Source organism: Paenirhodobacter sp. YD-8 (genome assembly GCF_056590935.1).
Window position 1 is genome coordinate 1,403,227 of sequence record NZ_CM152649.1, and the last position, 26,643, is coordinate 1,429,869.

The 26,643-nt window shown below is 67.5% G+C and carries 24 protein-coding genes, 3 tRNA genes and 1 other RNA gene; 16 read left to right on the forward strand and 12 right to left on the reverse strand.

The window, feature by feature from the left end:
• Positions 1 to 508: 508 nt before the first annotated feature.
• From AC0QTQ_RS06865 to AC0QTQ_RS06885, 5 genes are all read left to right on the forward strand, one after another.
• On the forward strand, positions 509 to 4,201 hold the full coding sequence (locus AC0QTQ_RS06865) for a vitamin B12-dependent ribonucleotide reductase (RefSeq protein WP_480258843.1): 3,693 nt from the start codon (positions 509 to 511) through the stop codon (positions 4,199 to 4,201).
• A gap of 101 nt (positions 4,202 to 4,302) precedes the next feature.
• The gene (locus AC0QTQ_RS06870) at positions 4,303 to 4,551 is read left to right on the forward strand and encodes a hypothetical protein (protein WP_121533980.1); all 249 of its coding nucleotides are present in this window, start codon (positions 4,303 to 4,305) and stop codon (positions 4,549 to 4,551) included.
• A 264-nt stretch (positions 4,552 to 4,815) separates the two neighbouring features.
• A tRNA-Asp gene (locus AC0QTQ_RS06875) sits at positions 4,816 to 4,892 on the forward strand.
• Between the two features lie 28 nt (positions 4,893 to 4,920).
• Positions 4,921 to 4,997 (forward strand) — tRNA-Asp (locus tag AC0QTQ_RS06880).
• Positions 4,998 to 5,129: 132 nt separating this feature from the next.
• Positions 5,130 to 6,395 carry a glutamate-5-semialdehyde dehydrogenase gene (locus tag AC0QTQ_RS06885; protein ID WP_480258844.1) on the forward strand — a complete coding sequence of 422 codons (1,266 nt, stop codon included), beginning with the start codon at positions 5,130 to 5,132 and terminating at the stop codon, positions 6,393 to 6,395.
• Between the two features lie 53 nt (positions 6,396 to 6,448).
• Here AC0QTQ_RS06885 and AC0QTQ_RS06890 read toward each other — a convergent pair whose 3' ends face one another.
• Positions 6,449 to 7,054 carry a histidine phosphotransferase family protein gene (locus tag AC0QTQ_RS06890; RefSeq protein ID WP_480258845.1) on the reverse strand — a complete coding sequence of 202 codons (606 nt, stop codon included), beginning with the start codon at positions 7,052 to 7,054 and terminating at the stop codon, positions 6,449 to 6,451.
• Positions 7,055 to 7,079: 25 nt separating this feature from the next.
• Between AC0QTQ_RS06890 and AC0QTQ_RS06895 the strand changes: the two genes are divergently transcribed.
• From AC0QTQ_RS06895 to olsA, 3 genes are all read left to right on the forward strand, one after another.
• Entirely contained in the window at positions 7,080 to 7,259 is a 180-nt protein-coding gene (locus AC0QTQ_RS06895) for a DUF3553 domain-containing protein (RefSeq protein ID WP_113900145.1), read from the forward strand.
• A gap of 147 nt (positions 7,260 to 7,406) precedes the next feature.
• A complete protein-coding gene (olsB, locus tag AC0QTQ_RS06900; RefSeq protein WP_480258846.1) occupies positions 7,407 to 8,192 on the forward strand; it encodes an L-ornithine N(alpha)-acyltransferase in 786 nt (261 codons plus the stop codon).
• Entirely contained in the window at positions 8,189 to 9,007 is an 819-nt protein-coding gene (gene olsA / locus AC0QTQ_RS06905; RefSeq protein WP_480258847.1) for a lyso-ornithine lipid O-acyltransferase, read from the forward strand. The genes olsB and olsA overlap by 4 nt, the downstream gene beginning before the upstream one ends.
• Here olsA and AC0QTQ_RS06910 read toward each other — a convergent pair.
• Genes AC0QTQ_RS06910 through AC0QTQ_RS06920 form a run of 3 tightly spaced genes read right to left on the reverse strand, consistent with a single transcriptional unit; the run spans position 8,996 to position 10,641 of the window.
• A complete protein-coding gene (locus tag AC0QTQ_RS06910) occupies positions 8,996 to 9,226 on the reverse strand; it encodes a ribbon-helix-helix domain-containing protein (RefSeq protein ID WP_121533984.1) in 231 nt (76 codons plus the stop codon). The two genes, olsA and AC0QTQ_RS06910, sit on opposite strands and share 12 nt — an antisense overlap.
• The gene (locus AC0QTQ_RS06915) at positions 9,223 to 9,411 is read right to left on the reverse strand and encodes a DUF4169 family protein (protein WP_121533985.1); all 189 of its coding nucleotides are present in this window, start codon (positions 9,409 to 9,411) and stop codon (positions 9,223 to 9,225) included. The genes AC0QTQ_RS06910 and AC0QTQ_RS06915 overlap by 4 nt, the downstream gene beginning before the upstream one ends.
• 48 nt (positions 9,412 to 9,459) lie before the next feature.
• Positions 9,460 to 10,641, reverse strand: coding sequence for a cytochrome P450 (locus tag AC0QTQ_RS06920; protein WP_480258848.1), 1,182 nt, complete (start codon positions 10,639 to 10,641; stop codon positions 9,460 to 9,462).
• A gap of 144 nt (positions 10,642 to 10,785) precedes the next feature.
• Between AC0QTQ_RS06920 and AC0QTQ_RS06925 the strand changes: the two genes are divergently transcribed.
• Positions 10,786 to 11,229 (forward strand): N-acetyltransferase family protein, encoded by a 444-nt coding sequence (locus AC0QTQ_RS06925; RefSeq protein ID WP_480258849.1) that lies wholly within the window; start codon positions 10,786 to 10,788, stop codon positions 11,227 to 11,229.
• A gap of 221 nt (positions 11,230 to 11,450) precedes the next feature.
• Here AC0QTQ_RS06925 and fumC read toward each other — a convergent pair whose 3' ends face one another.
• The 6 genes from fumC to AC0QTQ_RS06955 form a co-directional block, all read right to left on the reverse strand.
• Entirely contained in the window at positions 11,451 to 12,845 is a 1,395-nt protein-coding gene (fumC, locus tag AC0QTQ_RS06930) for a class II fumarate hydratase (protein ID WP_121533988.1), read from the reverse strand.
• A gap of 89 nt (positions 12,846 to 12,934) precedes the next feature.
• Positions 12,935 to 13,396 (reverse strand): SspB family protein, encoded by a 462-nt coding sequence (locus tag AC0QTQ_RS06935; protein ID WP_480258850.1) that lies wholly within the window; start codon positions 13,394 to 13,396, stop codon positions 12,935 to 12,937.
• 72 nt (positions 13,397 to 13,468) lie between these two features.
• Positions 13,469 to 13,894 carry a nuclear transport factor 2 family protein gene (locus AC0QTQ_RS06940; protein ID WP_121533990.1) on the reverse strand — a complete coding sequence of 142 codons (426 nt, stop codon included), beginning with the start codon at positions 13,892 to 13,894 and terminating at the stop codon, positions 13,469 to 13,471.
• Between the two features lie 71 nt (positions 13,895 to 13,965).
• Positions 13,966 to 14,319: a transfer-messenger RNA gene (gene ssrA, locus AC0QTQ_RS06945) on the reverse strand.
• A gap of 26 nt (positions 14,320 to 14,345) precedes the next feature.
• A complete protein-coding gene (locus AC0QTQ_RS06950; RefSeq protein WP_480258851.1) occupies positions 14,346 to 14,717 on the reverse strand; it encodes a DUF4260 family protein in 372 nt (123 codons plus the stop codon).
• A gap of 103 nt (positions 14,718 to 14,820) precedes the next feature.
• Complete coding sequence (locus tag AC0QTQ_RS06955) at positions 14,821 to 15,870, reverse strand: ABC transporter substrate-binding protein (RefSeq protein ID WP_121533992.1); 1,050 nt, start codon at positions 15,868 to 15,870, stop codon at positions 14,821 to 14,823.
• A 230-nt stretch (positions 15,871 to 16,100) separates the two neighbouring features.
• Between AC0QTQ_RS06955 and AC0QTQ_RS06960 the strand changes: the two genes are divergently transcribed.
• The 5 genes from AC0QTQ_RS06960 to AC0QTQ_RS06980 all read left to right on the forward strand — a co-directional run bounded on the left by AC0QTQ_RS06960 (position 16,101) and on the right by AC0QTQ_RS06980 (position 22,891).
• Positions 16,101 to 17,504, forward strand: coding sequence for a cryptochrome/photolyase family protein (locus tag AC0QTQ_RS06960; protein WP_480258852.1), 1,404 nt, complete (start codon positions 16,101 to 16,103; stop codon positions 17,502 to 17,504).
• Between the two features lie 76 nt (positions 17,505 to 17,580).
• Positions 17,581 to 18,057 (forward strand): TrgA family protein, encoded by a 477-nt coding sequence (locus AC0QTQ_RS06965; RefSeq protein ID WP_480258853.1) that lies wholly within the window; start codon positions 17,581 to 17,583, stop codon positions 18,055 to 18,057.
• Between the two features lie 42 nt (positions 18,058 to 18,099).
• The gene (locus AC0QTQ_RS06970; protein ID WP_480258854.1) at positions 18,100 to 19,269 is read left to right on the forward strand and encodes an NUDIX domain-containing protein; all 1,170 of its coding nucleotides are present in this window, start codon (positions 18,100 to 18,102) and stop codon (positions 19,267 to 19,269) included.
• 59 nt (positions 19,270 to 19,328) lie between these two features.
• The gene (locus AC0QTQ_RS06975) at positions 19,329 to 20,360 is read left to right on the forward strand and encodes a cysteine synthase A (protein ID WP_480258855.1); all 1,032 of its coding nucleotides are present in this window, start codon (positions 19,329 to 19,331) and stop codon (positions 20,358 to 20,360) included.
• On the forward strand, positions 20,357 to 22,891 hold the full coding sequence (locus AC0QTQ_RS06980; RefSeq protein ID WP_480258856.1) for a DUF3772 domain-containing protein: 2,535 nt from the start codon (positions 20,357 to 20,359) through the stop codon (positions 22,889 to 22,891). Before AC0QTQ_RS06975 ends, AC0QTQ_RS06980 begins: the two co-directional genes overlap by 4 nt.
• A 19-nt stretch (positions 22,892 to 22,910) precedes the next feature.
• Here the strand turns inward: AC0QTQ_RS06980 and AC0QTQ_RS06985 are convergent, their stop codons facing one another.
• On the reverse strand, positions 22,911 to 24,008 hold the full coding sequence (locus AC0QTQ_RS06985) for an AI-2E family transporter (RefSeq protein ID WP_480258857.1): 1,098 nt from the start codon (positions 24,006 to 24,008) through the stop codon (positions 22,911 to 22,913).
• Between the two features lie 174 nt (positions 24,009 to 24,182).
• On the opposite strand from AC0QTQ_RS06985, the gene AC0QTQ_RS06990 reads away from it, so the two are divergent.
• Together AC0QTQ_RS06990 and AC0QTQ_RS06995 are read left to right on the forward strand one after the other, a co-directional pair.
• Positions 24,183 to 24,272: transfer RNA gene (locus tag AC0QTQ_RS06990), tRNA-Ser, on the forward strand.
• 147 nt (positions 24,273 to 24,419) lie between these two features.
• Entirely contained in the window at positions 24,420 to 25,691 is a 1,272-nt protein-coding gene (locus AC0QTQ_RS06995) for a DUF6538 domain-containing protein (protein WP_480258858.1), read from the forward strand.
• Between the two features lie 505 nt (positions 25,692 to 26,196).
• On the opposite strand, the gene AC0QTQ_RS07000 is transcribed toward AC0QTQ_RS06995, so the two are convergent.
• Positions 26,197 to 26,532, reverse strand: a complete 336-nt coding sequence (locus AC0QTQ_RS07000) for a hypothetical protein (RefSeq protein ID WP_480259256.1) — start codon at positions 26,530 to 26,532, stop codon at positions 26,197 to 26,199.
• Positions 26,533 to 26,643 lie beyond the last annotated feature (111 nt).

Genomic DNA, 26,643 nt, shown 5'->3' on the forward strand with positions numbered 1-26,643 from the left:
GGAGCGATTCTCCCTTTCCCCGGCCCCGCACGGGATTCGGGAACATATTTTGGGCATGCTGCGCCGCGGCGCCTCGGGCATCGGCCAAAACCGGCCAGCTATCCACAAGATCTTGTGGGCTGTGGATGAAATTCATCCGATTTGTCATCTTCCTGTCGGAAATCCCAGTGGCACAAGGGGAATCCTCCTCCTGACGGGAACCGCGCCGGGAAGGCGGATTGTGGAGGAATCGAGCCCGTCCGCCGCCCTGTCAAAGTGGCTTTCCCGTCAATAGAAAAAAGCCCGGCTGCGCCGCCAAAGTTCTGTTGACCCTTTTGTGAGCCTACGTCAGTTTGTGGACGTCAGCTGAGAAGCCACCAGATGTAGTGGCGCTGCGGGCGCGGGACGGAGCCTCACTTTCTGCTCGATCGGAAACGAGACGGCTGCCTCCGGGACCACACCCCGGGGACGGTTCTGGCGTCCCTGCGAACCGGCGCGGCGGGTTTGTTTTGAACACGGGACAGTGCAGATGAAGATCGAACGCAAGTTCACCTCGGCCAAGACCGGCGCCTATGGCGAGATCGCCTTCACCACCACCACTTCGGAAATTCGCAACCCCGATGGCAAGGTCGTGTTCCACAACGACTGCGTCGAGGTGCCCGAGGGCTGGAGCCAGGTTGCCTCCGACGTGCTTGCGCAGAAATACTTCCGCAAGGCGGGCGTTCCCGCGGCGCTGAAGAAGGTGCGCGAGAAGGGCGTGCCCGAGTTCCTGTGGCGCTCGGTTCCGGATACCGAGGCGCTCGAGAACCTGCCGGAAGATCAGCGCATTGTGGGCGAAACTTCAGCCAAGCAGGTGTTCGACCGGCTGGCCGGCGCCTGGACCTATTGGGGCTGGAAGGGCGGCTATTTCAGCACCGAGGACGATGCGCGCGCCTATTACGACGAGATGCGCTTCATGCTGGCCGAGCAGATGGCCGCGCCGAACAGCCCGCAGTGGTTCAACACCGGCCTGCACTGGGCCTATGGCATCGACGGCCCGTCGCAGGGCCACTATTACGTCGACCACGTCACCGGCAAGCTGACGAAATCGGCCTCGGCCTATGAACACCCGCAGCCGCATGCCTGCTTCATCCAGTCGGTGCGTGACGATCTGGTGGGCGAGGGCGGGATCATGGACCTGTGGGTCCGTGAGGCGCGTCTGTTCAAATACGGCTCGGGCACCGGCACCAACTTCTCGAGCCTGCGCGCCGAGGGCGAGAAGCTCTCGGGCGGCGGCAAGTCCTCGGGGCTGATGGGCTTCCTGAAGATCGGCGACCGGGCGGCCGGCGCGATCAAGTCGGGCGGCACCACGCGGCGCGCGGCGAAGATGGTGATCTGCGACATGGATCACCCCGATATCGAGGCCTTCATCAACTGGAAGGTGATCGAGGAGCAGAAGGTCGCCTCGCTGGTGGCCGGCTCGAAGATGCACGAGCGCGAGCTGAACAAGATCTTCGACGCGATCCGCGTCTGGGACGGCTCGGAAGAGGGCCGCGTCGACCCGGGCGTCAACGAGGGGCTGAAGGCGGCGATCCGCTCGGCCAAGAAGGCGCTGATCCCGGAAACCTACATCAACCGCGTGCTGCAATACGCGCGGCAGGGCTTCGACAGCATTGAATTCCCGACCTATGACACCGATTGGGACAGCGAGGCCTATATCTCGGTTTCGGGGCAGAACTCGAACAACTCGGTGCGCGTCACCAACGCCTTCCTGAAGGCGGTGAAGGAGGACGCGCCGTGGGAGCTGCTGCGCCGCACCGACGGCAAGGTGGCGAAGACGGTGCGGGCGCGCGAGCTCTGGGATCAGGTCGGTCACGCCGCCTGGGCCTGTGCCGACCCGGGCATCCAGTTCCACGACACGGTGAACGAGTGGCACACCTGCCCCGAGGACGGTCCGATCCGCGGCTCGAACCCCTGCTCGGAATACATGTTCCTCGACGACACGGCGTGCAACCTTGCCTCGATGAACCTGCTGACCTTCCACAAGGGCGGCAAGTTCGACGCGGATGCCTATGTGCATGCCACCCGGCTGTGGACGGTCACGCTCGAGATCTCGGTGCTGATGGCGCAGTTCCCGAGCCAGGAGATCGCACAGCGCTCCTATGACTTCCGCACGCTCGGCCTTGGCTATGCCAATATCGGCGGGCTGCTGATGACCATGGGTCTTGGCTATGACTCGGACGAGGGCCGGGCACTGTGCGCGGCGCTCACCGCGGTGATGACCGGCGTCGCCTATGCGACCTCGGCCGAGATGGCGGCCGAGCTGGGCGCCTTCCCGGGCCACGCGAAGAACGCCGCGCACATGCTGCGGGTGATCCGCAACCACCGCACCGCGGCGCATGGGCTGTCGACGGGCTATGAGGGGCTCGAGGTGAAACCCGTGCCGCTCGATGCCGCGAACTGCCCTGATCCGGCGCTGGTGACGCTGGCGAAATCGGCCTGGGACGAGGCGCTGGCGCTTGGCGAGGCGCATGGCTTCCGCAACGCGCAGGTCTCGGTGATCGCGCCCACCGGCACCATCGGTCTGGTGATGGATTGCGACACGACGGGCATCGAGCCGGACTTCGCGCTGGTGAAGTTCAAGAAGCTCGCCGGCGGCGGTTACTTCAAGATCATCAACCGTTCGGTGCCCGCCGCGCTCGAGTCGCTGGGCTACCCCTCGGCGCAGATCGAGGAGATCATCGCCTCTGCGGTCGGCCACGGCTCCTTGGGCAATTGCCCGGCGATCAACCGCACGTCGCTCATCGGCCATGGCTTCGGCGCGGCCGAGATCGAGAAGATCGAGGCGGCGCTGCCCTCGGCCTTCGACATCCGCTTCGTCTTCAACCAGTGGACGCTGGGCGAGGATTTCTGCACCGGGACGCTGGGCATCCCGGTCGAGAAGCTGAACGACCCGTCCTTCGACATGCTGCGCCACCTCGGCTTCACCAAGGCGCAGATCGACGCGGCGAACGACCATGTCTGCGGCACGATGACCCTCGAGGGCGCGCCCTTCCTGAAGCCCGAGCATTACGCCGTCTTCGACTGTGCCAATGCCTGCGGCAAGAAAGGCACGCGTTATCTGTCGGTCGACAGCCACATCCGCATGATGGCGGCGGCGCAGTCGTTCATCTCGGGCGCGATCTCGAAGACGATCAACATGCCGAACACGGCGACGATCGAGGACGCGCTCGCCGCCTATGAGCTGAGCTGGTCGCTCGGCATCAAGGCGAACGCGCTCTATCGCGACGGTTCCAAGCTGAGCCAGCCGCTCGCCGCGGCGCTGGTCGAGGATGACGAGGAAGCCGAGGAGATCCTCGCCACCGGCAGCCAGCAGGAAAAGGCCGTCACCCTTGCCGAGAAGATCGTCGAGAAGGTGGTGGTGAAGGAGATCGTCCGTTCGCACCGCGAAAAGCTGCCGTCGCGCCGCAAGGGCTACACCCAGAAGGCGATCGTCGGCGGTCACAAGGTCTATCTGCGCACCGGCGAATACGATGACGGCTCGCTCGGCGAGATCTTCATCGACATGCACAAGGAAGGCGCGGGCTTCCGCGCGATGATGAACAACTTCGCCATCGCGGTCTCGGTCGGCCTGCAATATGGCGTGCCGCTCGAGGAATTCGTCGACGCCTTCACCTTCACCAAGTTCGAGCCGGCCGGCATGGTGCAGGGCAACGACTCGATCAAGAACGCGACCTCGATCCTCGATTATGTCTTCCGCGAACTGGCGGTCAGCTATCTCGACCGCACCGACCTCGCCCATATCAAGCCGAAGGGGACCGCCTTCGACGATCTGGGCGGCGGCAAGGACGAGGGCAAGCGCAACGTCGAGCCGGTGAGCGAGTCGGCGGCGTCGAAATCGCTCGAGGTGCTGCGGCAGATCTCGTCCTCGGGCTATCTGCGCAAGCGGCTGCCGCAGGAACTGGTGGTGCTGCGCGGTGGCGCGGCGGGTGGCATGGCGCTGTCGGGCGCGGCCGATCCGATCGCGGCGCTGAACACGCTGGTGCCGGAAACCGCGAAGGCGCCGGGCGCCGCGGCGACGACCTCGCTCGCCTCGGGGGTCGTCACCATGGATGCGCGCACCAAGGCGAAGCTGCAGGGCTACGAGGGCGAGGCCTGCGGCGAATGCGGCAACTACACGCTGGTGCGCAACGGCACCTGCATGAAGTGCAACACCTGCGGCGCCACCTCGGGCTGCAGCTGAGGGCCGCGCGCGGCCTGAGCAAGGCCCGGCCGCGATGCCGGGCCGCAACGAAGACCACGGACGCCCGCAAGGGCAGCACGGAAGACAGAAGGACGCCCCAGGTGGAGCTGATCGTCGGAAACAAACGGATTGCGGCCAAGGCGCTGCGGCGGATCCCGGGCGGGGTCGTGGCGCAGCTCGCGGGCGACGCGCTGACCTCGGTGCTGGACGCGACCTTCCGCGGCGGCGCCTCGATCGAGCTGCTGGGGGGCGATCTCGACCACCACACGCTTGACGTCACCGACATCCGCATGGCGGGCGCCTCGACCACTGTCACGCTGCTGACCAGCGGCGCGGTGGCCCTGCATTGAGATCCGGGGCGGGTGCGCTCGCCCCAGACGCCGAGAAGGCCCAGGCGAAACCACGAACACCTCGGGCGGTGCATCAACGAGCCTGATCGGCGAACCTGGCCCCCTCCGTCAAGGAGGGGGCCATTTTCTTTGAAAATCAGGGGTTTCCGGAAAATGAGGCAGGGGCGAAAGAAAAACCGGAACTTTTCTCACGGAGGCGCTTGACGGGGCGCGCGGGCCTGCGTAAACACGCCCCACGCTCGGACAGCGATCGGGCGGAGGTGAGCGGTTGTAGCTCAGTTGGTTAGAGTACCGGCCTGTCACGCCGGGGGTCGCGGGTTCGAGCCCCGTCAACCGCGCCACCTCCCCGATCGCCGAGCGCTGAAATGCGCGGTTGTAGCTCAGTTGGTTAGAGTACCGGCCTGTCACGCCGGGGGTCGCGGGTTCGAGCCCCGTCAACCGCGCCATTTCCCTCCCTTCCGGAACATGATCTTGCTCCGTGCGGCCCGAAAGCTGCGCATTGGCCCCTCGGGGCCTCTTGCGCGCTTGCCCGGTTTCCGCGCCGGTCCTATATCGGACCGACAGCGAAGGAGCCTGCCATGACGGACGCATTTGACGCCAAGAGCCTGATCGACACCATGGGCGCCGCCGCGCGCGCCGCGGCCGCCGAGCTTGCCTATGCGCCAGCGGCGGCCAAGGAGGCGGCGCTGACCGCGGCCGCCGATGCGGTGCTGGCACATCTGGACGAGATTCTCGCCGCCAATGCCGAGGACATGGCCTTCGGGGCCGAAAAGGGGCTGACGCCCGCGATGCTCGACCGGCTGAAGCTCGACGAGGGGCGGGTGGCCTCGATCGTCGCCGGGCTGCGCGCGGTTGCCGCGCAACCCGATCCGGTCGGCACGGTGATCGCCGAATGGGACCGGCCCACGGGGCTGCATATCCAGCGCGTGCGCACGCCGCTGGGCGTGATCGGGGTGATCTACGAATCGCGGCCGAACGTGACAGCGGATGCCGGCGCGCTGTGCCTGAAGGCCGGCAATGCGGTGATCCTGCGCGGCGGGTCGGAAAGCTTCCATTCGAGCCGGGCGATTCACGCCTGCATGGTCGAGGGGCTGCGCGCCGCGGGCCTGCCCGAGGCGGCGATCCAGCTGGTGCCCACCCGCGACCGCGCGGTGGTGACCGAGATGCTGCATGCCGTGGCCTATATCGACGTGATCGTGCCGCGCGGCGGCAAGGGGCTTGTCGGCCTTGTGCAGCGCGAGGCGCGCGTGCCGGTCTTTGCCCATCTCGAGGGGATCTGCCACATCTATGCCGATGGCGCGGCCGATGTCGCCAAGGCGCGGCGCGTGGTGCTGAACGCCAAGACCCGGCGCACCGGGATCTGCGGCGCGATGGAATGCCTGCTGATCGACCGCGCCTTCTATGAGAAGCACGGGCCGGTTCTGGTCGAGGATCTGGTCGCGGCCGGCGTCGAGGTCCGCACCGAGGGCGATCTGCTGAAGGTGCCAGGCACGGTGCCCGCCGCACCCGACGATTTCGGCCGCGAGTTCCTCGACATGATCTGCGCGGCGAAGATCGTCGACGGTGTCGACGGCGCCATCGCCCATATCCGCCGCTATGGTTCGAACCACACCGAATCGATCCTGACCGAGGATGACGCCACCGCGGCGCGCTTCTTCCAGCGGCTCGATTCGGCGATCCTGATGCGCAACGCCTCGACCCAGTTCGCCGATGGCGGCGAATTCGGCATGGGCGGCGAGATCGGCATCGCCACCGGCAAGCTGCACGCGCGCGGGCCGGTGGGGGCGGAACAGCTGACCTCGTTCAAGTATCTGGTCACCGGCGACGGCACCTGCCGCACCTGAGCCGGGCCGCCGCCAGAAAGACAAAGGCCCCGCAGCGATGCGGGGCCTTTTGCTCAGAAGGTGATGGCGACGCCGCTGTCCGACATCTCCCAGTGCAGCGCGCGCCCCTGTGCCGCGGCCTCGCGCGGCAACAGGGCGAATTGCACCTGCGCGGGGCTGATCTTGCTTGCCTCGCCATCGAGGTTGGCCCAGAGCGCCGGATCGGGTTTCGTGCGTTCGGCGGTGCCACTGACCTGCCACTGCCCGTCGTCGTTGCGCACGCTGATCGTGCCGCCGCGCGGCATCGCGGGTTCGAGGCAGAGGATCGCGAGAAAGGCGAGCTTGACCGAGCGGCGCGGCTGGTCGCCCTCGACCTGCCAGTCGTAGGTCGTGCGCCCGCCCTGCGACAGCGCCCGCATCAGCGTCACGAGTTCCGGCCGGCCGAGGCGCTGGTCGGTGCTGCTCTGGCCGAAGGCGATGCGGAAGAACTTCACCCGCGCATTGGCCGAGGCGACGCTTTCCGCGATCAGCTGCAGTTCCGGGCTCATCGGTGCCCCCGACATCGTCAACAGCTCGACCCCGTTGCCGATCGCGCCCAATGGGCTGATAAGGTCGTGGCAGAGTCGCGACCCGACGAGGGCCACCAGGTCGGCTTCGGTCTCGGGCGTGTCAGTCTGCATGGCGCAATCCGGAGGTGAGAGCAGGATGAATGAATTTCTCGAACCGGGGATGCTGGTGCGCAATCCCCAGGCGCCGGACTGGGGCGTCGGTCAGGTGCAGTCGCGCGTGGGCGAGAAAGTCACGGTGAATTTCGAGCATGCGGGCAAACAGGTGATCGACGGACGCCGGGTCCAGTTGTTCCTCGTTATTCCAGACCAGGGTTGAAAAAACGTTAACTTCCAGCCTGGCTTGGGTTTTCCGACCATCGCACAGTGGGTGGCGGAATCAAGACACCGCGGAGCGCGCCGCGCGGCATTGCATCGCGGCCGCCGCCTGTCCTAGAAACGCGGCAGGGACAAGGGGCAGGAGCTGATGGTTTCCGAACCGCTCGCGTATGAAATCCGTCTGGCGCGCGATGCGCGCGACCTGAAGGCGTCACAACGGCTGCGCTATGAGGTCTTCGTCGAGGAGCTCGGCGGGGACGGGCCGCTCGTCGACCATGCCGGTCGGCTCGAGATCGACGAGTTCGACGCGGTCTATGACCATCTCGTGCTGATCGACCCGTCGCGCAACCCCGACGATCTCGACCATGTCGTGGGCGCCTACCGGCTGCTGCCGTCCGACCGGGCCGAGCGTTTCGGCCGTTATTACTGCGACAGCGAATATGACCTGACGGCGCTGCGCCGCTCGGGGCGCAAGCTGCTCGAACTCGGCCGCTCCTGCGTGCATCCCGATCACCGCGGCGGGGCGGCGATGCTGATGCTGTGGAACGGGCTGGCCGATTACGTGCTGGCGAACGGGATCGAGATCCTGTTCGGCGTCGCCTCGTTCCATGGCACCGATGCCGCGGCGCTGCGGATGCCGCTTGCCTGGCTGCACCACCACCACCTCGCCCCCGAGGCGCTGCGCGTGCGGGCGCTCTCCGCGCATTTCCAGCCGATGGACCTGGTGCCCGAGGCCGAGCTCGACCGCCGGCAGGCGATGGCCGAGATGCCGAACCTGATCAAGGCCTATCTGCGGCTTGGCGGTTTCGTGGGCGAGGGGGCCTTCATCGACACCCCCTTCAACACCACCGACGTGTTGCTGCTGATGGACACGCAGGCGATGTCGGACAAGCACCGCGAGTTCTACACCCGCCGCAGCGAGGCGAAGCCGTGAGCCCCACCTGGCATGGCGAGCCGGAACCCGATGTTGCGCCGCTGAGCCTTGCGGGCAAGCTGCGCGTGCTGCGCCGGGGTGGGGCGATGGCGACGGTGATCTATGGCGGGCTGACGCTGATGCTGCTGCTGCGGCTGATCGAGCGGCCGCTGCATGGCGCTGCGCGGCCCTGGACGCCGCATATCACCCGCGCCGTCTGCCGCGCCGTCTTTCCGCTGATGGGCATCCGCTACCGCGTCAGGGGCGCGCCGATGACCGAGATCGGCGCCGTGGTGGCAAACCATGCCTCCTGGCTCGACATCTTCTCGCTCAACGCCTGCCAGAAGGTCTATTTCGTCTCGAAGGCCGAGGTCGCGCGCTGGCCCGGCATCGGCGTTCTGGCACGCGCGACCGGCACCGTCTTCATCCGCCGCGACCCGCGCGAGGCGAAGGCGCAGCAGGCGCTGTTCGAGGAGCGCATCCGTGCCGGCCACCACCTGCTGTTCTTCCCCGAGGGCACCTCGACCGATGGGCGCCGCGTGTTGCCGTTCAAGCCGACGCTGTTTCAGGCCTTCTACAGCGACGGGCTCGACAAGGTGATGCGGGTGCAACCGGTGACGGTGGTCTACAACGCCCCCGAGGGCGAGGACCCGCGCTTTTACGGCTGGTGGGGCGACATGTCCTTCGGGCCGCATCTGCTCAAGGTGCTGGCGGCGCCGCGGCAGGGCATGATCGAGGTGGTGTTCCATCCGCCGCTCGAGGTCGCGGCCTTTGCCGGCCGCAAGGAGCTTGCGGCGGCGGGCGAGGCGGCGGTGCGTGGCGCGCTACCCGGCTGAGCCTGCCCGCGCGCGATAGTGGCGCAGGACCGCCAGCCGGATCGCTGTCGCCAGCCCGGATTCGGTCACCCGCGCATCATCGATCTCGGTGACGATCTCGTTGATGCCCAGCCCCCGCTCGGCCGCCATCTCGCGCAGCCCCGCCCAGAACTCGTCTTCCAGCGAGACCGAGGTGCGGTGCCCGTGCAGCGTCAGCGAATGCTTGCGCGGCCGGCTCATGGCGTCTCGTCGCCCTCGCGCCGATGCGCGTCGAGCCGGGTGCGGGCCTGCTCGGCCTGCGTTTCCTCGAGCACGCGCTGCGCCTTGGTGCGGCCGAATTTCGCGGCATTCTCGTCGCCCTGCGCGCGTTTCTCGGCGCGGGCCTTCTGCTTGCGGAAGCGGTTGAGATTGGTCACGTCAGCCATGGGATGACTGTGCCATATCGCGCGGGGGTGGGGAAGACGGGGCGGCGCTCACCAGGACAGATCGAGCCGCTCGAGCCCGTGGAAATGGTAAAGGTCGGCATAGCGCGGCGGGGCGGACAGCCGCAGATCGGGGAGCGCCCGGAAGAGCACGGGCAGCGCGCGCTGCAGCTCGAGCCGGGCAAGCGGCGCGCCGATGCAGAAATGCGCCCCGGCGCCGAAGCTGTAATTCACCTGCTGCGGCCGGCCGGGATTGAAGCGCGCGGGGTCCTCCCACGGCCCCGGATCGCGGTTCGCGCCGGCGAGCAGCAACCCGACGCGGTCGCCGCGGCGAAAGGCCTGACCGCCGATCTCCAGGTCCTCATAGACCCAGCGGGTGAACAGATGCAGCGGCGGATCGAAGCGGAAGATCTCCTCGACCGTGCCCTCGATCCGGTTCGGCGTCAGCCAATAGGCGCCGGTGCCGGTCTCGAGAAGCGTCTTCACCCCGTTGCCGATGGTGTGCACGGTGGCCTCGTGCCCGGCGTTCAGCAGCAGGATGCAGGTCGCGATCAGCTCGTCGCGGCTGAGCCGGTCGCCCGCCTCCTCGGCGGCGATCAGCTCGGTGATCAGGTCGTTGCCCGGGCGGCGCCGGCGCTCCTCGACATGGCGACCGAGGAAGTCGACGAAGGCCTCGGTCGCGGCGGCGGCGGCGGCCTCGCTCTCGCGCGTGCGGCGGGCCTGATACATCCCGACCATGGCGTTCGACCAGGACAGAAGGTCGTCGGCGCGCTCCTCGGGTACGCCCAGCAACCGCGCGATGAGGATCACCGGCAGCGGGCGGGCGAAATGGGCGAGCAGATCGCCGCCGCCTGCCGGAAAGCGGCCGATCAGCTCTTCGGCCAGCAGTTCGATCTCGGGGCCAAGCGCCGCGATCCGCGCCGAGGTGAAGGCGCGCAGCACCAGCCGGCGCAGCCGGGTGTGGCGCGGCGGTTCCAGTTCCAGCATCGAATGCGCCTCGACCGCGTAGAAGGGGGCGAGGTGGGGCGGGATCTCGGGCGCGTGCTCAGGCGGCGCCTCGCGGCCAAGCCGGCGGTCGCGCAGCGCGGCGCCGACCACCACGGCCCGGGCCGAGACCGGCAGGTCATAGTCCTGCCAGACCGCGAAGGCCCCGGCCGCTCGCACCCGGTCATAGAACGGGTAGGGATTCTGCACGAAGGCGGGATCGAGCGGCGATTGCGTCAGGGTCTGCATGGGCACTCCGGTGGTTCGCGCCAGAAAAGCGCCCGGGCGCGTCGGGCGCAAGAGGCGGATCCGGCCAAAGCCACGCCCCGTCTGCCATTTTGCTCCCTTGCGCCTGCCACCTGGGCGGGGTCCCTTGGGGAAAAGGAGTGCCCCATGACCGTCACCATCACCCCCGTCCGCCCCGCCGACCGCCCCGAGTGGGAAGCGCTCTTCCGTGCCTATGCGGCCTTCTACAAGACCGATGCGCAGGCGGCCGAGCCGCAGGTCTGGGACTGGATTCAGTCCGACGCCGAACCCTACTGGGCCGACATCGCCCGCGACGAGACCGGGCGTGCCCTCGGCCTCGTGCAGTATTCGCTGATGCACCGCTCGCTCTCGGGGGGCATGGTGGTCTATCTGAGTGACCTCTTCACCCTGCCCGAGGCGCGGGGGCACGGGGTCGGCCGGGCGCTGATCGACCATGTCCGCGCCTTTGCCCGGGCGCGCGGCTATGGCTCGGTGCGCTGGCTCACCGCCGAGACCAACACGACGGCGCGCGCGCTTTACGACAGCTATGCCCCGGCCTCGGGCTTCATCCTCTACACGGTCACGCCCTGAGCCGGCGAGGGGGCGGCTGCCCCCCACGGCCTTCGGCCTCCCCCGCGGAGTATTTCGGGCCGAGAACAAGCACCCCGGGCTTTCTTCCTGGCGAAAATACCTCGGGGGAGGCCGAAGGCCGGGGGCAGCGCCCCCTCTTGCCGCGATCGGGGCCACGCAAAAAGGCGGCCGGTGAGGGCCGCCTTTCCGGTTTTCCGGCAGCGCCTGCGCGCCGGGCCCGATCAGCCCTTCGGGCCGATCATGTCCTCGGGGCGCACGATGCGGTCGAAGGTCTCGCCGTCGACATAGCCGAGCGCGATCGCCTCGTCGCGCAGGTTGGTGCCGTTCTTGTGCGCGGTCTTCGCGACCTTGGTCGCCGCGTCATAGCCGATCGTCGGGGCGAGCGCGGTGACCAGCATCAGGCTTTCCTTCATCAGCTTGTCGATGCGCGCGACGTTCGCCTTGGTGCCGACCACCATGTTGTCGGTGAAGGCCGAGGCCGAGTCGCCCAGAAGCTGCATCGACTGCAGCACGTTGTAGCTCATCATCGGGTTGTAGACGTTGAGCTCGAAATGGCCCTGCGAGCCGGCAAAGCCCACGGCGGCGTCATTGCCCATGACATGGGCGCAGACCATGGTCAGCGCCTCGGCCTGGGTCGGGTTGACCTTGCCCGGCATGATCGACGAGCCGGGTTCGTTTTCCGGCAGGATCAGCTCGCCCAGACCCGAGCGCGGGCCCGACCCCAGGAGACGCATGTCGTTCGCGATCTTGAAGAGCGAGGCGGCGATCGTCTTCAGCGCGCCCGAGAAGAACACCATCGCGTCATGGGCGGCGAGCGCCTCGAACTTGTTCGGCGCGGTGACGAAGGGCAGGCCGGTGATCTCGGCGATCTGCGCGGCGATGCGGCTGTCCCAGCCGACGCGGGTGTTCAGCCCGGTGCCGACGGCGGTGCCGCCCTGCGCGAGTTCGTAGATATGCGGCAGCGCGAGCTTCACCCGCTCGATGCCGCGGTCGACCTGCGTCGCATAGCCCGAGAATTCCTGGCCGAGCGTCAGCGGCGTCGCGTCCTGCGTGTGGGTGCGGCCGATCTTGATGATGTCCTTGAACTCGTCGGACTTCGCCCAGAGCGCCTTCGAGAGCTTCTCGAGACCCGGCAGCAGCACGTCACGCGCCTGCATGGCAATGGCCACGTGCATCGCGGTCGGGAAGGTGTCGTTCGACGACTGGCCCATGTTGCAATGGTCGTTCGGGTGCACGGGCTTCTTCGAGCCCATCACGCCGCCGAGCATCTCGATGGCGCGGTTCGAGATCACCTCGTTCGCGTTCATGTTCGACTGCGTGCCCGAGCCGGTCTGCCAGACGACGAGCGGGAAGTTGTCGTCGAACTTGCCCTCGATCACCTCGGTCGCGGCGGCGACGATCGCATCGGCGATCTCGGCGTCCATGTCGCCCTGCGCCTTGTTCACCAGCGCCGCGGCCTTCTTGATCACGCCAAGCGCGCGGATGATCGGTTTCGGCTGACGCTCCCAGCCGATCGGGAAGTTCATGATCGAGCGCTGCGTCTGCGCGCCCCAGTACTTGTCGGCGGGAACTTCGAGCGGACCGAAGCTGTCGGTCTCGGTGCGGGTCGCGGTCATCCTGGGCCTCCGTGAATGCGCAAAACCTTCCCGGGCGTCATAGAGCGCCGGGGGCCATATTGCAATCTGTATGCGGAGGTATACCGGGCTTACTTGCGCCACTGGTCGAGGCTGACGACCTCGGCCTCGCCGCGCGGTTTTTCCTCGGCGGCGGGGGCCTCGTCTTCCTCTTCCTCGTCGTCATCCTCCTCGTCGAAGTCCTGCGTCTCGAAGCGCAGGCCGAACTCGACCGAGGGGTCGACGAAGGTGTGGACGGCGTCGAAGGGGATATAGAGCGGTTCGGGGCTGTTGCCGAAGTTCAGCGTGATCGAGAAGCCGTCATCGGTGACCGCGAGATTCTCGAACCAGTGCTGGATCACCACGGTCATTTCCTCGGGGTAGCGCGACTTCAGCCACTCCGCCATCTCGACCTCGGGGTGGCGGGTGTCGAAGGTGATGAAGAAGTGATGGGCGCCGGGCAGGCCGTTGTCGGCCACATCCGTCAGCACGGTCTGGATCAGGCCGCGCATGGCTCTGTGCATCAGGTTGCCGTAGTCGATTTCGCGCATCACGTGGACCCTTTCCTTTGCGCTCAGCATAGGGGATTTGGCGCGCAAGGGAAGAGGGGGCGCGGCGGGCGCACGCTAGCCCAGATGTTCGCCGGCAAGGCACAGCGCCAGCGTGTCGGGCGGCAGCATGCCCACGCCCTCGAGGAAGGCCAGCACGTCGAAGTGATTGTGCGCCTCGGCGATCTTGTCGCCCTCGAAGCGCAGCGCGATCTGTGCCGTCAGCTCGAGCGGCGCATTCGTCTCGGCGGCGCGACCGCGGATCAGCATCAGCGTCCAGAGCCAGTCGTCATTCTCGAAATGGCGCAGGTAGGTGACCGAGGGTTCGGAGATCATCTCCTTCAGTGCCGGGATCAGCTCGGCGAAGTCGGTCGGTCGCAGTTCGAGCCCCGGCATCACGCCGGAGGCGAGGAAATCTTCGGTGTAGAAGGAGCCGATCTCGGCATAGGCGCCTCCGATCCAGACCCGCTGGAACCAGTCATCGAGAATCTTGAGCTTGTCCATCGCATCGCCTCGTCTCGTGATGAGCAGACAATTGCAGAATGCGATTACCCAAGGGTTAACGGAGAGGGGGAGGTGCAGGATTCTGTTGCCAGGCTCCTGCGGGCCCCGCCTTACGCGGCTAAGCGCAAGGACTTAAGTTTCGGTACTCGAACTGCTTACGCAGCCAGAGCCACCGGAGCACGGTTGTCGTTGGCAACTGTACAATTTGCACCGATGACGGTGGTAGCTCACCGAGACAAAGCAAACACCTTTAGACGTTCGTCGATCCTATTTCGGCCCCATGTGCCCCCAACGAGGGAGTTCTGGTGGAGCCGCCGGGTACCGCCCCCGGGTCCGATCCGCTTATTCTGTGCGCGTTTATGCCCATAGTCCGGGTTGCCCCGGACAGGGACAATATAGGGGGGGGCGAGGGGCGGCACAAGGGGGCCGCGCGCATCGGGGGGCGCGCCGGTCAGCGCGCCTTGCCGATCGGGCCGAGATGCGTCGGCCCGAAGCCTTCGGGCGTCTTCAGCCCGTAGCCGAGCATCCGGTCGAAGCCGCAATGCGCCAGCCAGAGCGCGCCGAGCGCGGTGCCGAGGGGCAGGGCCGCGATCAGGCCAAGCGCCAGCAACGCCGCTCCGCCGGCATAGAGATGGGCGAGGTTGTAGCCCGCGGCGCCCACCCTCGGCCCGGCGAGATAGGCGGCAAAGCCGAGATCGGGGGCGAAGAAGAGCAGAACTGCCCCCCACCAGAGGATGCCGGCCCCGGCGTGCAGATAGAGCGCGATGGCGGCGATGAACAGTGCTGCGCCCTCGGCGCGTTGCCAGGAAACGGCCGCGGCCATGACGTCTTTCCTCGGATGGTCGTTTGCATGTGAAGGGGGAGGCGGCAGGGCCAAAGTCAAGGGGCGCCCGAAGGCGCCCCCGAACGGTCGGTGCGGGCGGGCTTCAGTAGCCCGCCTTGATCTTCTCGAACTCGGCGAGCTGCTTCTCGCGCAGCTTCGGATCGTTCGGCACCTGGGCGAGGATCGGCGCGTTGATCGGGCCGAGGCCGGCGTCGAGCTTCTGCTCTTCCGACAGCAGCGCCATGCCCTTGGTGTTCGAATGGCCATAGCCGATCTCGTCGATCAGCGGCTGCGCGGCTTCCGGGCGCAGCCAAGAGTTCATGAAGTCATAGGCCTTCTCTTCCGAGCCGGGCGCGTCCTTCATGTTGACATAGCCGCAGAACCAGGTCGACGAGCCTTCCTTCGCCTCGCGCTGGAAGGCGACCGGGTAGTTGTCGGCCTTGAGATAGGCGACGCCGTCGTTCCACGACCAGGCGACGAGCACTTCGCCCGAGGCCATGATCTGCGACATTTCCGAGGGGTCGGCCCAATAGCTCTGCACGTTCTCGTTGGCCTTGCGCAGCCAGTCGGCGGCGGCCTTGAACTGCTCGTCGGTGACCTTGGTCCAGTCGGTGACGCCGGTCGCCAGATAGGCAAGCGCCCAGACGTCGTCCGACGAGTTCGGCAGCGAGGTGCGGCCCTTGTATTTCGGGTTCACGAAGACCTGCAGCGTCGCGACATCCTCGGCCGGCACCTGCTCGGGGTTGTAGGCGATCGCGGTCACGCCCCAGTCGGTCGGCAGATACCACACGCCGCCCTCGTCCTTGAAGATCGGGCTGTCGAGGAATTTCGGGTCGATGTCGGCGAAGGCCGGGATCTTCGACACGTCCCAGGGCTCGATCAGACCGGCATCGCGGTATTTCGACACCATCTGCGAGCAGGGGTGCACGACGTCCGCCTTGAAGCCCGAAGCGACCTTCTGATAGGCCTCGTCGTCATCGCCGTAGAAGGCATAGGTCGGGCTGTCGCCGTATTTCTCCTGATATTTCTCGAACAGGCCGGGCACCTCGAAACCGGCCCAGTCGAAGACGAGCAGGTCCTTGTCGGCGGCCAGCGCGGGCGCCGCCAGGACGGAGGCCGCGACACCGGCCAGGAGCAGGGAAGATTTCTTCATGAGAGCACTGTGATCCTGTAATGAGTGGATGCAGCGGGAAGCTGCGAGGGGCTTCGAAAGCGACGCTAGACCGCGGAAAACGGCACGACAAGCAAATTGTCGTGTGGCCTGCGTGTTTCGCCCGTGAGCGCGGCGCGATGCCTGCCGAAGGGGCAGTTGCCGCACCGGGGGCGCGGGAAAGCGAGCCTTCGCAAGGACTTGGGTTGCGTGAATGGAACGGGGAGACGGGCATGGGTGAGAGTGGGACGATCCTTCTGTGGCTGCGGCGGGACTTTCGTCTGGCCGATCACCCGGCGCTGGCCGCCGCCGCCGCAAGCGGTCGTCCGGTGATCCCGGTCTTCGTCCTCGACCCGGTGGCCGAGGTCTGGGGCGCGGCCCCGCGCTGGCGGCTTGGCGAGGCGCTGGCAGCCTTTGCCGCGGCGCTTGACCGGATCGGCGCGCGGCTGGTGCTGCGCCGGGGGGCGGCGCTGGACACGCTTCTGGCGCTGATTGCCGAGACCGGGGCGACGGCGGTCTACTGGAGCCGCGATCTCGATCCGGCCGCGAAGGCGCGCGACACCGCGGTCAAGGCGGCGCTGAAGGCCGCGGGCGTCGAGGCCCGGTCCTTCCCGGGCCAGGTGCTGTTCGATCCCAGGACGGTCGAGACCGGGCAGGGCGGGCCCTATCGCGTCTACACTCCCTACTGGAAGGCGGTGCGCGGGCGCGACCCGGGCGCGCCGCTGCCGCCCGTCACCGCGTTGCGCCCGCCGCTGGGCTGGCCCGCGAGCGAGGCCCTTGCGGACTGGCGCCTCGGCGCGGCGATGAACCGCGGTGCGGCGGTCGTCGCGCGCCATGCGCAGGTGGGCGAGGCGGCGGCGCTGGCGCGCCTTGACCGGTTCCTCGAAACCGGCATCGACACCTATGCCGAGCGGCGCGACCTGCCGGCAGAGCCCGGCACCTCGGGCCTGTCCGAGAACCTCGCCTGGGGCGAGATCAGCGCCCGCACGATCTGGCGCGACGGCCAGCGCGCGATGGACGCGGGCGCGGCGGGCGCCGAGACCTTCCTGAAGGAACTCGTCTGGCGCGACTTCGCCTGGCACCTGATGCACCATTTCCCCGAGCTGGGGAGCCACAACTGGCGCCCGGAGTGGGACGCCTTCCCCTGGCAGGGCGACAGCCCGGCGGCCGAGCGCTGGCGGCGCGGACAGACCGGCGTGCCCTTCGTCGATGCCGCGATGCGCGAGCTCTTCGTCACCGGCACGATGCACAACCGCGCGCGGATGATCGCCGCCTCCTATCTGACGAAGCATCTGCTGACCGACTGGCGCGTCGGGCTGGCCTGGTTTGCCGAGACGCTGATCGACTGGGACCCGGCCTCGAACGCGATGGGCTGGCAATGGGTGGCGGGCTCGGGGCCCGATGCCTCGCCCTTCTTCCGCATCTTCAACCCCGAGGGGCAGGCGCAGAAATTCGACCCCGACGGGCGCTATCGGCGCCGCTACCTCGGCATCGGCGCGCCGGGGTCGCAGGCCTTCCATGCGGCCGCGCCGCGGTCCTGGCATCTCGACCCCGCCGCCCCGCCGCCCGAACCGCTGATCGGGCTGGCCGAGGGGCGCGAGCGGGCGCTTGCGGCCTATCAGCAGCTGAAGGGCTGAGGCCGCTCCTCATTTGCGCCACATTCGGCTGCTAGTCATTCTTGCTTGACGAAGTGTGAATGTGACGAGGGGACCGATGCAGAGAGTGATCCTGCGCAGCTCGCGCGGAGCCCTGCCGACGGCAGCAAAGCTGTTCGCCGGGATCGGGCTTGCGCTCACCGGCTTCTTTACCGCCTCGGCGATCCTGCCCTATCTGCCGCCGGGAACGAAGGACCAGGGCTTCGGGCTGGTGTCGATGTCCTTCGGCTGGCTCATCGGCTGGCGGGTGATCGGCAGCGTGCCGCAGGCGACGCTTGCCGGCGCGGCGCGGATCGGGATGCGCGGGGCGCTGTGGCTGGCGCTGACCGTGCTGCTCTATCTCGGGGCGTTGCAGATGGTGGCGCGGATGCTGCGCGGCCGCTACCACGCCGTGACCGAGGCGCTGACCGACATCCTCGGCCAGGGGGTCGTGCTTGGCGGTGCGGCGTTTCAGCTCGACGTGATCGTCACGCTCTTTCTGGGGGGCGTGCTTTCCGCTATCCTCTCGGCCTGGGCCGCGCGGCGCTGGCAATGACACCGTGCCGCGGTCCGAACGGGGCAGCGGCAGGCAGGAACAGTGTCGGATCTTCATTTCTTCTTTGGCACGCTGTGCCATCTTCCGCTTCTGGAACGGATTCTGGGGCGGCCGGTCGAGGCGCGCGCGGCGCATCTTCCCGGCCACGAGGCCCGCGTCGCCCTTGACGCACATGGCGAGGAGCTGTCCTTCCCGATGCTGGTGCCGGGCGGCGCCGGGGTGAACGGCCTCGTGGCCGAGGTCGCCCCGGCCGAGGTGCCGCGGCTCGATTTCTACGAGGCGGGCTATGCCGCCGGCCCGGTCGAGGTCAGCCTTGACGGCGGCGGGCGGGTGACGGCGCGCAGCTATCTTGCGGGCGCCGCGCACTGGCAGCCGGGCGCGCCCTGGGACTTCGAGGCCTGGCGTGCGCGCTGGGGCGAGACAGTGACCGAGGCGGCCGAGGAGTTCCTCGCGCTGCGCGGGGTGCTGTCGCTCGAGGCCGCGGTGCACCGCTATCCGCTGATTCTCGTGCGCGCCGCCTCGCGGCTGCGGGCGCGGGCGCCGCGCCCGGCGACGCTGCGCCGCGTGCCGCAACCCGGCGACATCGAGATCGAGGCGCTCGAGCGGCCCTATGCGAAATTCTTCGCGGTCGAGGATTACACCCTGCGTCACCGCACCTTCACCGGCAAGATGAGCCCGCCGCTCGACCGCGCGGCCTTCGTCTCGGGCGATGCCACGGTGGTGCTGCCCTATGACCCGGTGCGCGACCGGGTGCTTCTGGTCGAGCAGTTCCGCACCGGCCCGCTTGCCCGCGGCGACGCGAACCCCTGGTGCCTCGAACCGATCGCGGGCCGTGTCGATGCCGGCGAGACGCCCGAGTCGACGGCCCGCCGCGAGGCGCAGGAAGAGGCGGGACTCACCCTCTCGCGGCTGATCGCGGCGCCGCGGTTTTACCCTTCGGTGGGCGCGAAAAGCGAATATCTCTTCACTTTTCTGGCCCTTGCCGATCTGCCCGACGGCTCGGCCCGGCTTGGCGGGCTCGAGGAGGAGGGCGAGGACATCCGTTCCCACCTCGTCTCCTTCGACGGGCTGATGTCCCTGATCGAGACCGGAGAGGCGGAAAACGCGCCGCTGATCGTGCTGGCGCTGTGGCTGGCGCGGCTGCGCCCGGGGCTGCGGGCCGAGGCGGGCGTCGCCTCCGGCACGGGCGCGTGGGCCTCCGACGGGGCTTGAGGCGGCCGCGGTTGCGGCCTAAGTCTGGGCTTCTGATTTCACTGCGCGAGGATATGGGCATGACCATCTGCAAGGATCTGGCCGCGGCCGTGGGCAACACGCCGCTGATCCGGCTTCGGAAGGCGTCGGAGATCACCGGCTGCGACATCCTCGCCAAGGCCGAGTTCATGAACCCGGGCCAGTCGGTCAAGGACCGCGCCGCGCTGTTCATCATTCAGGACGCGATTGCCAAGGGGCAGCTGAAGCCCGGCGGTACGATCGTCGAGGGCACGGCCGGCAACACCGGCATCGGGCTTGCGCTGGTCGGCGCCTCGATGGGCTTCCGCACGGTGATCGTGATCCCGGAAACCCAGAGCCAGGAAAAGAAGGACATGCTGCGCCTTGCGGGCGCCGAGCTTGTCCAGGTGCCGGCGGCGCCCTATTCGAACCCGAACAACTTCGTGCGCTATTCCGAGCGGCTGGCGAGGGAACTCGCCAAGACCGACCCGAACGGGGTGATCTGGGCGAACCAGTTCGACAACGTGGCGAACCGGCAGGCGCATATCGAGACCACCGGCCCCGAGATCTGGACCCAGACCCAGGGCCAGGTGCACGGTTTCGTCGCCTCGGTGGGCTCGGGCGGCACCTTCGCCGGCACCGGCATGGCGCTGCAGCCGAAGGGGGTGAAGATCGCCCTGGCCGACCCGGACGGGGCGTCGCTGCACAGCTTCTACACCACCGGCGTGCTGAAGGCCGAGGGATCGTCGATCACCGAAGGCATCGGTCAGGCGCGGATCACCAAGAACCTCGAGGGCTTCACCCCCGACATGAGCTTCAACATCCATGATGACGAGGCGCTGCCCGTGGTCTTCGACCTGCTCTCGGAAGAGGGGCTGTGCGTCGGCGGCTCGTCGGGGATCAACGTCGCGGGCGCGATCCACATGGCGCGCGAGATGGGGCCGGGGCACACCATCGTCACCATCCTGTGCGACTATGGCAACCGCTACCAGTCGAAGCTGTTCAACCCTGCCTTCCTGAAGGCGAAGGGGCTGCCGGTGCCGGCCTGGCTCGACGGACCGGGCCGCGCCGTGCCGGAGGTGTTCGAGGGATGATCCTCCGCGTCCTGCGCCTCTGGCTCGTGGCGATGCTGATTGCGCTGCCGCTGGCCGCGCAGGAGCCCGACGCCCCCGATTACAAGAGCTGGAACAAGACGGCGACCACCGCCGAGGAAACGGTGTCCGAGGCGAAGATCTCGGACACCAAGCTGTCCGACCTGCGCGCCGAGATGGTGAAGTGGCGCACCACCTTCACCGATGCGCAGGGCGTCAACGCCGACCAGATCGCCACGGTGAAAAGCCAGATCGCCGCGCTTGGCGATCCGCCGGCCGAGGGCCAGACCGAAGACCCCGCGATCGCCAAGCGCCGCGCCGAGCTGGCCGACACGCTGACCAAGCTGCAGGCCCCGGGCATCACCGCGGGCGAGGCGGCGACCCGCGCCGACAGCATCATCCGCACCATCGACAAGCTGGTGCGCGAGCGTCAGGCGGTCAAGCTCTTGCGGCTGTCGCCCTCGGCGCTGAACCCGGTGAACTGGACGGACGGGCTGTCGCTTTTCCGCTGGATGGGCGCGTGGATCTACGACGAGACGGTGTGGCGCTTCACCCAGCCCACGAATTACGACACGCTGCGCAACAGCGCGCCGCTGATCGCGGTGCTGGTGATCGTCTCGGGCATCCTGATGCTGCGCGGCAGCCGCTGGATGCTCGGCATGACCCGTTGGCTGCTGGGCAAGACCGCGATGCGCGGACGCAACCTGATCTCGGGCTTCGTCTCGCTGGGCCAGGTGCTCCTGCCCTTCATCGGGGCGGTGCTGCTGGTCACCGCGCTGCAGCTCAGCTCGCTCTTCGGGCCGATCCTGATGGAGCTGTTCCGCGAGCTGCCGGTGGTGCTGCTGCTCATCGTTGCCGCCTGGTGGCTGGGCAGCCGCGTCTTCCCGGGCCAGCCCGGAGCGGAAAGTGCGCTCGGCCTGGCCGAGGAGGGCCGCGCCGAGGGCCGCTTCCACGTCGTGATGATGGGCGTCGCCGTCGGGCTGGAATATCTGGTGATCAACTGGATCACGCCGCGGGCCGAGGATTTCCTGGGTGGCGCGGGCACGCTTGCCTCGGACAAGGCGCAGGCGGTGGCCGCGCGCGCCGATGCCGCGATCTCGGTGCTGCAGGCGCCGCTGCAGGTCTTTGCCGGGCTGATGCTGTTCCGCGTCGGCCAGCTCGTGCGCCGGCAGCTGAAGATCATGCAGGCGCAGGACGACGATGCGGCCTTCCGGCTGAACCTGATGCGCTGGATTGCCAACGTGCTGATCCTGCTCGGCCTCGTCGGGCCGGTGCTTGGCCTGATCGGCTATGTCAGTGCCGCCAATGCGCTGATCTGGCCGGCGATCACCTCGCTTGGCCTGATCGGCATCGTCGCCGTGCTGCAGGGCTTCGTGGCCGAGTTCTGGGTGGTCATCACCCGCTCGGAAGAGCGCCGGCGCGAGGCGCTGGTGCCGGTGCTGGCGGGCTTCGTGCTGACGATCGCCGCTCTGCCGCTCTTCGCGCTGATCTGGGGCGCGCGGCGCGAGGACCTGATGGAGCTGTGGACGCAGTTCCGCAACGGCTTCGACCTTGGCGGGGTGAAGATCTCGCCCACCATCTTCCTGACCCTCGTGGTGGTCTTCGCCATCGGTTATACCGTCACGCGACTGGTGCAGGGGGCGCTGAAAAGCTCGATCCTGCCGAAGACCTCTCTCGACCGCGGTGGCCAGAACGCGATCGTCTCGGGCATCGGCTACATCGGCATCTTCCTGTCGGCGGTGCTCGCGATCTCGGCGGCGGGGATCGACCTCAGCTCGCTCGCCATCGTCGCCGGTGCACTCTCGGTCGGCGTCGGCTTCGGCCTGCAGACCATCGTGCAGAACTTCGTCTCGGGCATCATCCTGCTGATCGAGCGCCCGATCTCCGAGGGCGACTGGATCCAGGTCGGCTCGCAGCAGGGCATCGTCAAGGCGATCACCGTGCGCTCGACCCGGATCGAGACCTTCGACCGTTCCGAGGTGATCGTGCCGAACGCCGATCTGATCAGCGGCCAGGTGACGAACTGGACGCGGGCGAACAAGACCGGGCGGCTGATCGTGCCGGTGGGCGTGGCCTATGGCACCGACACCCGCAAGGTGGCGCGCATCCTGCAGGAGATCGCCGAGGCGCATCCGCTGGTGATGATGAACCCCGAGCCCTTCGTGCTGTTCACCGAATTCGGCGCCGACAGCCTGAACTTCGAGATCCGCGCGATCCTGTCGGACGTGAACTTCACCGTCCGCGTGCGCTCCGAGATCAACCACCAGATCAACGCCCGCTTCGTCGAGGAAGGAATCGAGATTCCCTTCGCGCAGCGCGATATCTGGCTGCGCAATCCCGAGGCGCTGGTGCAGGCGGGGCAGGGGGGCACGGCTGCGGTGCCGGTGGCTGGCGCCGGAGCGACCGTGCCGCATGGCGTCCTGCCCGAGGAGCCGGCGCGGCCGGTGGCACCGCCGACCGATCCGCTCGATGCGGGGCGCGACGCGGTGACGCTGTCGGACAATGACGGCGCCGAAGAAGGCGACAACCGTTAAGGGACAGCGGGCGGCGGGCTCAGGTCTCGCCGTCCGGCCGCCCCTCGCGTGACAGGATCACGGCGAGCGGGCGCAGCGTCTGCGACTGCGCGCAGACGATCATCAGCGCGACCATGATCGGCACCGCAAGGAACATCCCCGGCAGGCCCCAGACAGCGCCCCAGAAGGCGAGCGAGATGATGATGCCGAAGCTCGACAGCCGCAACGCGTGGCCCATCAGCATCGGGTCGATGATGTTGCCGATGACGAATTGCAGCCCGCCGCAGACGGCAAAGACGGTCAGCGCCGCCGCCGTGTCCTGGCTCAGGATATAGGCCGCGAGCCCGGCGATCACCGTGGCGATGATCGAGCCGATCGAGGGGATGAAGTTCAGCGCGAAGGTCAGCACCGCGACCGGCAGCGCAAGTTCATAGCCGCCGATGGTGAACACCCCCCAGACCGCCGCGCCGGTGATCGCCGAGACCGCGGCCTTGACCAGCAGATAGTGGTTCACCCGCCGCATGATCCGCGCCACCGTGCGCTCGACGTTGCGGGCGCTTTCCGGGGTGCCCATCAGGTTCTCGAGTTTCGCCGGAAACCAGATCCGCTCGGCGAAGAGGAAGCCCACGAACAGGATCACCAGCACCGCCGCCGAGAGCAGGTTCGAGGCCTGCCCGGCAAGCGCGCTGAGATATCCCGCGATCTCGATCTTCTGGATCGATTCGAGCACCGCCTGTTCGACATCCGCCCCCATCCAGCCAAACAGGCTGGCGAGCGCGCGTTGCGCGGGGCCGGCATAGGCGACCGCCATCGTCACCACCTCGTTCGCCTGGGCGAGCAGCACCGCGGTGGCGGTGAGCAGCCCCGAGGCGATGAGGGCGAGAGCGACGATCGAGGCGAGCCAGCTCGGCACCCGCAGCGGCCCGATCCGCACCCGCCCGATCGCCGCGATCGCCTCGGAGGTCAGCGAAAACAGGATGATCGCGATGGCGAGCGAGATCAGCACGAAGCGCGCCTGCACCAGCAAGAACAGCACGAGCGCAAAGGCGATGATGCCGAGCAGCATGTTCGACAGCCGCCAGGCGTCGCGCATCTTCTCGCTGCGGACGGTCTGGCCGGGTTCGACGGGCAGCTGCATGGGATTTCCTTCGCACGCTTTCGGGAATGGGGCGAGACCAGCCTAGGCACAGCCCCGGGGCGAGGCAAGGTCGGGCCGGGCGAAAGCGGGGTACGGAGCCTGCGCGCAGCTGCGGTTTCGCAAGTTGACGGAGCCTCTTGCATCGCCCCCGGCTTTGCGGCTAGACACGGCCCCGGACGGGTGGCCGAGTGGTCGAAGGCGCACGCCTGGAAAGTGTGTAGGCGGGGAACCGTCTCGTGGGTTCGAATCCCATCCCGTCCGCCACCTCCCGCTGCTGGGTGTGACTATTTTCCGTGTAAATACAACGTGTTAGATTGGTGCGGTCTTGAGGGTACGTGCCTGGCGCCTTGTTTTGCTACACAACTTGCCCCACATTTTGCTCTGACACGAGGTTTTCGGCGGGGGTAGCACATGGCAGTCATGTTGCGCGGGGCGACGTGGAATTTGCGCAAGCGTGTGCCGGTCCGCTACGGCGAAGTCGAGCCGCGCAGGGAGATCTGGCTGAGCCTTCACACGGATTCGAGAGCCGAGGCCGAGGCCAAGGCTCCCGCGATCTGGCGGGCGCAGATCGAGGCTTGGGAGGCACGCCTGGCCGGGGCATCGGAGGATGCAGAGAGGCGATTTCAGGCCGCGCAGGATCTGGCCGCCAAACGCGGGTTCTCATGGCTGCCGCTCAAGGATGTGACGCGCCTGCCGCGCGAGGAGCTTCTCGAGCGGATCGAGGCCATCCCTGCCCATGGGCAGGTCCCGAACCGCCAGGAAGCCGCCGCGATCCTCGGGGCGGTCTCGGTTCCGGAGATCACCGTGTCACGCGCGCTTGACCTCTACTGGGGCTTCACCCGCGACCGGGTCACCGACAAGTCCCCGGATCAACTTCGTCGTTGGCGCAACCCGCGGATCAAGGCCGTGCGGAACCTCATCACGCTCATCGGAGACAAGCCCATCCCGGCGATTTCGGGGGATGACATGCTGGCTTTTCGCGCTTGGTGGCTCGACCGGATCGACGACGAAGGGCTCAGCGCCAATTCCGCGAACAAGGATCTCATCCATCTGGGCGATGTCCTGAAGACGGTCAACAAGATGAAGCGTCTCGGGCTGGTCTTGCCGCTCAGCGACCTGTCGCTCAAGGAAGGCAAGGCGCGCCCCCGCCTGCCGTTTTCATCCGCGTGGATCCGCGATCACCTTCTGGCACCGGGCGCGCTCGACGGGCTCAATGATCAGGCACGGGCGATCTTCCTGGTGATGATCAATACGGGCGCGAGGCCGAGTGAGCTGGCAGCCTTGAGTGCGCAGACGATCCACCTTCATGCAACGACACCCTATATCACGATCGAAGGGGAGAACCGACAGCTCAAGAGCGCGAATGCCGAGCGCAGGATCCCGCTTCTCGGGGTGTCTCTTGAGGCCCTCAGGGCTTTCCCGGGAGGGTTTGATCGGTATCGAACGAATTCCGCGACGCTGAGCGCAACGGTCAACAAGTTCCTGCGCAACAATGACCTGAAAGAGACGGACGGTCATACGATGTACGGGTTGCGGCACGCATTCGAGGATCGCATGCTCGCGGCGCACATTGACGAGCGTATCCGGCGCGATCTCATGGGGCATGCGCTTGGTCGGGTGCGCTATGGTCAGGGCGGCTCCATGGCCGATGTGGCCAACCGTCTCGCGCCTATCTCGTTTTGAGATCCACCTCGGTTCGGGCGAGCAACGCGCGAGCCCGGGCTTGCGGCCCGTTGGACTGGCGCTCCTCCTCCTGACGGATGTCTTCCTCCAGCCTTTCGAAAAGCGGTACATAGACCGGATCATCGAGCAACAGACGGGCCACGACCTGCAGTGCCGCCTGAAGCCGGGCGAGATCGCTCTCGCAGCTGCAGGCCGAGGGCCAGGTTATGCGCGGATCAATGCTCATCTCTCGAGGCGGGAAAGCTCTGGTTCGGGGGCGTTCACGGGCCCGGCGCGGGTGTTTCCGGGAAGGGGGTGTTCTCGAGAGCCCCGGGCGAAACCGATTTCCGGAATGCTTGCGCGTCGTTTCCCGGGATGTTCTGCGTGATCTCACCCGGCGCGCAGAGCACTTCACTGCGGTCTCCAAAGCACACCCGGATCCTCTGCCCGGAAACGCGGTGCCAGTGCCAGCCGCTGAAGTCGCGCCTCAGTTGTCGCAGCAGGTGCCCGAGCCAATGGCCCCAGCTCAGTCTTCTGCGGGCGCCATCAGAAGGCCGTGCATCTCGCCGATCATCTCCGCGGTCTTGCGGTTTTCGGCCTCGAGCGCGGTCAGTGCTCCGGTCAGGGAAGCCATGCGCTTCTCCAGATCCTGACGCAGGATCTGGAATGCGTTGAGCTCCCTCTGGATCAGACGCAGCGCATTGAGGAGCGCCTCGCCCAGTTCCGACCGTTCCCCGGTTTCGGTCTGCAGGAGAGCGAGGAGCGGCAGGAGCCGGTCCACTTTCCCATCCATCAGTTGCAGCGCTGACAGCAGGATCTCGGCTTCCTTGGGCAAGATCAGCGTTTCGGTGGTGATGCGCATCTGAGAGTCCCTTGAGTTTTGCAGAATACGGAGCGACGGCAGACAAGAGCTGCGCGAGGTCCAGAGCGAGGCGCGTGCGATCCAGGGCCTTGCAAAGCGCGAGCCGGGCCC